The 6,334-nt window shown below is 57.0% G+C and carries 5 protein-coding genes; 1 reads left to right on the top strand and 4 read right to left on the bottom strand.

What is annotated here, in order from left to right:
• Positions 1–2 precede the first annotated feature (2 nt).
• The 4 genes from arcC to PMX72_RS01510 all read right to left on the bottom strand — a co-directional run bounded on the left by arcC (position 3) and on the right by PMX72_RS01510 (position 4,806).
• Positions 3–965, bottom strand: coding sequence for a carbamate kinase (gene arcC / locus PMX72_RS01525; RefSeq protein ID WP_271728905.1), 963 nt, complete (start codon positions 963–965; stop codon positions 3–5).
• A 23-nt stretch (positions 966–988) separates the two neighbouring features.
• Positions 989–1,996: an ornithine carbamoyltransferase gene (gene argF / locus PMX72_RS01520; RefSeq protein WP_117584179.1), complete on the bottom strand. Its 1,008-nt coding sequence runs from the start codon at positions 1,994–1,996 to the stop codon at positions 989–991.
• Between the two features lie 86 nt (positions 1,997–2,082).
• Positions 2,083–3,327 (bottom strand): arginine deiminase, encoded by a 1,245-nt coding sequence (locus PMX72_RS01515; RefSeq protein WP_271728904.1) that lies wholly within the window; start codon positions 3,325–3,327, stop codon positions 2,083–2,085.
• Between the two features lie 42 nt (positions 3,328–3,369).
• A complete protein-coding gene (locus PMX72_RS01510) occupies positions 3,370–4,806 on the bottom strand; it encodes a YfcC family protein (protein WP_271728903.1) in 1,437 nt (478 codons plus the stop codon).
• A gap of 277 nt (positions 4,807–5,083) precedes the next feature.
• Between PMX72_RS01510 and PMX72_RS01505 the strand changes: the two genes are divergently transcribed.
• Positions 5,084–6,334 (top strand): arginine deiminase, encoded by a 1,251-nt coding sequence (locus PMX72_RS01505; protein WP_117584181.1) that lies wholly within the window; start codon positions 5,084–5,086, stop codon positions 6,332–6,334.

Raw genomic sequence — 6,334 nt, 5'->3', positions numbered from 1 at the left:
GACTACTCGTGGATGCGGGTACCGGAGAGGCCGGCCATGGTCTCGGCGGCCTTGTCCAGGGCGCCGATGATGCAGGTGCGGCCCTTGCGGGAACGGGCAAACTTGATGGCGGCGCGGACCTTGGGCTCCATGGAACCCTTGCCGAACTGGCCCTCGTCGGCCAGGCGCTCGGCCTCGTCGGCGGTGATGTCCTCGAGCTCCTCCTGGTTGGGCTTGCCAAAGTTGATGGCGACATGCTCAACGGCGGTCAGCAGGAACAGGACGTCGGCGTCGCAGTCCTCGGCCAGCAGCTCGCCGCCCAGGTCCTTGTCGATGACGGCGGGGACGCCCTTGTAGCAGCCCTTGTTCTCGTAGTCGCGGACGACGGGGATGCCGCCGCCACCGCAGGCGATGACGATGAACTCGTTGTCGAGCAGGTTGAGGATGGAGTCGGCCTCGACGATCTTCTTGGGGTCGGGGGAGGCGACGACGCGACGCCAGCCGCGGCCGGAGTCCTCGACGAAGACCTTGGAGGGATCCTCGGCCATGAACTCCTTGGCCTGCTCCTCGGTGTAGAAGGGGCCGATCGGCTTGGTCGGGTTCTTGAACGCGGGGTCGTCGGGGTCGCACTCGATCTGGGTGACGACGGTTGCGGCGTGCCAACGCTTATAGCGCTTGTGCATCTCGCGGCCGATGCCCTGCTGCAGGTGGTAGCCGATGTAGCCCTGGGACATGGCGCCGCACTCGGGCAGCGGCATCTCGGGGGTGCCGATGGCATCGTGGGCGGCGGCGAAGGCGTTCTGGATCATGCCGACCTGCGGGCCGTTGCCGTGGGTGATGATGATCTCGTTGCCCTGCTCGATGAGACCGAGGAGCGCGTGGGCGGTGTTGCTCACGGCCTGGATCTGCTCGACGGGGTTGTTGCCGAGGGCGTTGCCGCCAAGGGCGACGACGATGCGGTCGGGCTTACCGTACGGTTTACTCATAGTATTCGTTCACTTCCCAGCTACTAGCGAAGCGTCGCGTACATCATGGCCTTAATGGTATGCATGCGGTTCTCGGCCTCCTGGAACACACGAGACTGCGCGCTCTCAAAGACCTCGTCGGAAACCTCCATCTCGGTCACGCCGAACTTCTCGGCAATCTCGGCGCCGATGGTGGTCTGCGTATCGTGGAAGCTCGGCAGGCAGTGCATAAAGATGGCGCCGGGGTTTGCCTTGGCCATGACCTCGGGCGTTACTCGATAGGGAGAGAGAAGATCGATTCGGCTCTTCCACAGCTCCTCAGCCTGGCCCATACCGACCCAAACGTCCGTATAGATCACGTCTGCATCCTTGACGCCCTCGTCGATATCCTCAGTGAGCTGGATCGTGCAGCCATTCTGAGCGGCGATCTCCTGGCAGCGCTCAAGAAGCTCGGGATCGAAGTGCGTGGCGCCCTCGACATCGCCCTTGGGTCCACAGGAGCAGAAGTTAATGCCGAGCTTGGCGCAGATAACCATCAGGGAGTCGCTGACGTTGCCCTGCTCCTTGCCCATATAGGTGAGCTTCATGCCGCGCGTGTCGCCAAACTCCTCACGCATGGTAAGAATGTCGGCAAGGGCCTGGGTGGGATGGTACTCGTTGGTCAGACCGTTCCAGACGGGAACGCCAGCCTTGGCGGCAAGCTCCTCGACGATCGACTGGTCGGAGCCGCGATACTCAATACCGTCATACATGCGACCGAGCACGCGGGCGGTATCCTCGATGGACTCTTTCTTGCCCATCTGCGACGAGCCGGGGTCGAGGTAGGTCACACCCATACCCAGGTCCATACCGCCGACCTCGAAGGCACAGCGCGTGCGCGTTGAGGTCTTCTCAAACAGCAGGACAATGTTCTTGCCCTCGAGAAAGCGGTGCGGATAACCGGCGCGCTTCATATCCTTGAAGTTCTTTGAGAGGTCGAGCATGTACTCGATTTCCTCGGACGTAAAGTCAAGCAGGGTAAGAACGCTTCGACCAGAAAGATTAAGAGCCATGATTTGAGTCCTTTCGGTTGTTGGAACACACAAGGAGGGATGGGCGGCGCAGACGCACACGCGCCGCCCAGATACGCTAACGCTGACTAGATTTCCTCACGCCAGAACGGCATGGTCATGCAGCGCGGGCCGCCGCGACCGCGAGAAAGCTCCTCGGAGGGGGCGACGAGCAGCTCGACGCCGGCCTTGTAAAGAGCATCGTTGGTGACAACGTTGCGCTCATACACGCAGACCTTGCCCGGTGCGACCGCAAGAGTGTTGGAACCATCGTTCCACTGCTCACGGGAAGCCTCGATCGGATCGCCACCACCGCACTCAATCATGGTGATGTGGTCCATACCCGTCGCAAGCTCGAGAATATGCTGCAGGGTGCCCTCGAGCTCCTCGATATGCACCTCCCCCTCCGAATCGCCCTTGGTCAGGCGGTAGGCACGAAGCGTCTGGTAGATGCCGGGATAGACCGTGAACTTATCGCGATCGACCTGCGTGCAAACGGTGTCGAGATGCATGTAGGCATAGCCGTGCGGAATCTTGATGGCATAGATGTTCTCGATTTCGGCCTCATCAGAACCCCAGAACATATTCTTGGCGAGCTCATCGATGGCCGCAGTCTGGGTACGCTCGGAAATACCGATGGCGAGCGTCTTGGCGTTGATGTTGAGAATATCGCCGCCCTCGATATGCCACTCGCTATTGTGGTCGTACCAGATGGGGCTACCGGCGTAATCGGGATGGTTGCGGAGCACCGTTTCGTAGAAGATTACCTCGCGATTGCGCTGATTCCAGTACATGCGGTTCATGGTAGCGCCCTTGCCCACGACAGCCAGGGGATCACGGGAGAAATACGAGGCGGGCATGGGGAAGAGGACCATGTCGTCGCCCTTCAGCTCATCGCCGTCCAAGCTGGCAAGAGAGCCGCCGACATGCGGGATCTCGAGGTCGCGCACATACAGTCCGCCCATGGCAGCAAGGACAAACTCCTTGTTGTCCTTAATCGAATCAAGCTTCTCGACAACGGCCTGGCGAAGGGCCGCGTTGGAGATGCCGGACTCACCCATGAACTTCGTCATGAACTCTGCGCGAGTGCCCTCGACTTTGTCAAACGTCTCAGCGAGCAGCTCTTCCATATAGACGACCTCGGCGCCAGCGCCGCGAAGAAGGTCGGTAAACTGATCGTGCTCTTTCTGGGCATAGTCCAGATAGAACGCGTCGTGAATCCAAACGCGGTCGAAATCCTCCGCCTTCATGTTTACAAGATCCATACCGGGGCGATGGACGCACACCTTCTTGAGGGCGCCAATCTCGCTATGAACGTTCAGTCCTTTGTTCATCTCTATCCTTCTTTCTCACAACTTGTATGTGGGGTTTTGCATTTACGGCAGGGGGATAAGACCCGAAACCGCAGTGAATGCCATGCAGATAACGCTTACGACCAGGAAGAATTTCCAAGCGACCTTCCACCACTGGCCTAGCGGAATCTTGCAGACGCCAAGACCGGCAACGAGCATCGCGCTTGTTGGCGAAATGAGAGACATGGCCGCGCTGCCCATGGAAAGACCAGTAACTGCGGCCTCGGGGTTTAAGCCCATCAGCTCAACAAGCGGGCCGAAAATGGGAATCGTAAGAGCAGCGATGCCCGAGGAGCTCGGAACGAGGATCGACAGAAGGTTATCCACGACATAGAGAATGCTCGAAAAGATAACTGCCGGAACTCCGGAGAGAGCCGTGGCGAGCGTGTTGAGAATCGTATCGATGATGAGGCCGTCATTGGCGATTACGAGGATTCCGCGGGCGAGGCCAACAACGATGGCAGAGAACGCGAAGTCTGCAATTCCCTTAACGAACTCGCCAGCGATCTCCTTCTCATTCATCCCGGAAACAACACCCGAAAGAAGGGCCATGGCCAAGAAAATCGCAGAGATTTCGTTCATGTACCAGCCCTGGGCCACCAGACCCCAAATGATGGCGGCAAGTCCAAGCACGAAAATAACCATAACGGCTTTCTGCCTACCGGTGAACTCGCTATCGAGGAGATTCTCGTCCGCACCAAACTCTTTGCGCTTCTCGATATCATCGTGGAAAGCTGGGGATGCCTCGGGATTCTTCTTAACCTTGAGGGCATACATCACAACCCATGCGATGGCAACTGCAGTGAGCACGACAAGGGCGATAGTACGCAACCAAAGCTGGGGGTTGCCCTGGATACCGAGGATGCCCTGGGAAATCAGGACGTTGAACGGGTTTACGGTAGATGCGATGTATCCGATACGGGCACCCACAAACACCGTCATGAACGCTGTAATTGAGTCGAAGCCCATGGCCATCATGATCGGCATAAGAATCGCAAAGAACGGAAGCGTCTCCTCTGCCATACCAAAGGTGCTGCCGCCCAAAGCAAAAAGCACCATTAGGATCGGAATGATGAGGACGTCCTTGCTCTTGAACTTCTTCACCACTCGGGCGACGCCGCTCGTGATGGCTCCGGTCGCCGTGATGACCTGGAAGGAACCTCCCACGATCATAATGAATGCAACGACCTCGACCGCTTGCTGGATGCCGATCGCAGGGGCCTCAAGTACTTCGAAGATGCCTTGGCGAAGATCGACCTCGTTGCCGTCCTCGTCCGTATAGACCTTATCGACAGGCTCATAGGTGCCCGAGACCGTTACCTCGCGACCGTTAACCTCCTGGCGCTCAAACGAACCCGAAGGCACGACCCAGGTCAGAACGGCAAATACGGCCATCAAGACGAGAATGATGGTGTACACGTGCGGGACTCGAAGAGTGCGCTTCTTTTCTGTCTCTGCCATCTCTCCTCCTTAATTCAGGGGTTTTTCGTTGCCGGCAAAGCCATTGTGTCATCGCGCAAAACACCCTTCCGTCTCTTCGCCCGCCAGCGAAGCGCATCGACCCGTAAACGGACTTTAGATTGACGTAATTCATCAATTATCACTTTTGATAGATGTTTAACGTCACTTATTTACTTGGGTCGTGCCATTCTCCTGTGGCAAACATGATGTAAATTGAAACAAGCTTCTAATGTGACACTATGGAAGCGATCAATACTCATCGCCAAAGCGAGGTCACATGTCCGCATTGCATGTTCAAAACGAAATAGGAAAGCTAAAAAGGGTCCTGCTGCACTGCCCCGGCCCCGAAACGCGCAACTACCCCGACGGCCAGTTCAATCAAGTCTTTACGCTACGCCCTTCTAGCAATTCATTTGATCTTGAAAAGGCTCTTGGGGAGCATCATGCTTACTCGGCAATGCTCGAGCACGAAGGAGTAGAGATTCTCTATCTCGAGAACCTTCTTACCGAAGCCCTTGATGCGACAGAGCAAGCGCGTCGCTCTTTTATCGATAGCTACATTTCAGAATGCGGCGCGAGGGGCATGGAGCTCGAGTCCGCCATTCGCGAGTATCTTGAGCATATCGAAGGTTCCCGCGACCTGGTCCAGGCAGCCGTCAACGGCGTTCGCTACTCCCAGGTCTTCGACACGAACAAGGAGGTGTTCAGCCTCTCAAAGCTGACGGGAGACGCATACTCACCCGACGACCTTCTCATAGCCCCCCTTAACACCATGTGGTTTACGCGCGATCCAGCAAGCGTCATCGGCGAAGGTGTCACGCTCAACCATATGTACTGGCCAGAGCGCAACCGTGAGGTTATCGCCTATAAAACGATTTTTAACTATCATCCGGATTTCCGCGAGACTCCTCAGTTCTTCAAGCATGAATCGACTTACCACATTGAAGGCGGCGACCTTCACAACCTCAACAGCGAAAATGTAGCCGTTGGCATCTCTCAACGAACCGAGCCAGCAGCTATAGACACCCTAGCGAACAACTTGCTCTGGGACGAGAACTCGACTATTGAGTCCGTATGGGCCATTGAGGTTCCCTACGATGATCTCTGCATTCATCTCGACACATACTTTGCTCGTGTTAACTATGAGACATTCCTCATTGACCGGGAGCTCCTGGACCAAGCGCGGGTCTACTGCATTACACGAGGCAGATCGGAAAGGACAACCCGGGCGCGTCATGTCGAAGGCGGACTAAAAGAAGCGCTGGGATTAGCCCTGGGTTTAAGTTCACCGCAATTTATCCCTTGCGGCGGCTCAAATCCCGGAGCGGCAGAGGTCGAAAGAACCAACAATGCTATAAGCACGCTTTGCCTGGAGCCCGGCAAGGTCTGCGTATACGAAGAGAACACCGAGACGAACAAGGCACTGGAGCAGGCCGGTATTGAACTTGTTCCCATCTCCATCTTCGAGCTGACAAACGGCTTTGGCGGCCCCAACTGCCTCTGCCTTCCCCTCGTCCGCGCTTCATAA

The sequence above is a fragment of the Collinsella aerofaciens genome (genome assembly GCF_028207065.1).
Taxonomy (GTDB): Bacteria; Actinomycetota; Coriobacteriia; order Coriobacteriales; family Coriobacteriaceae; genus Collinsella; species Collinsella aerofaciens_AR.
This window is presented reverse-complemented; position numbering and strand designations above follow the sequence as displayed.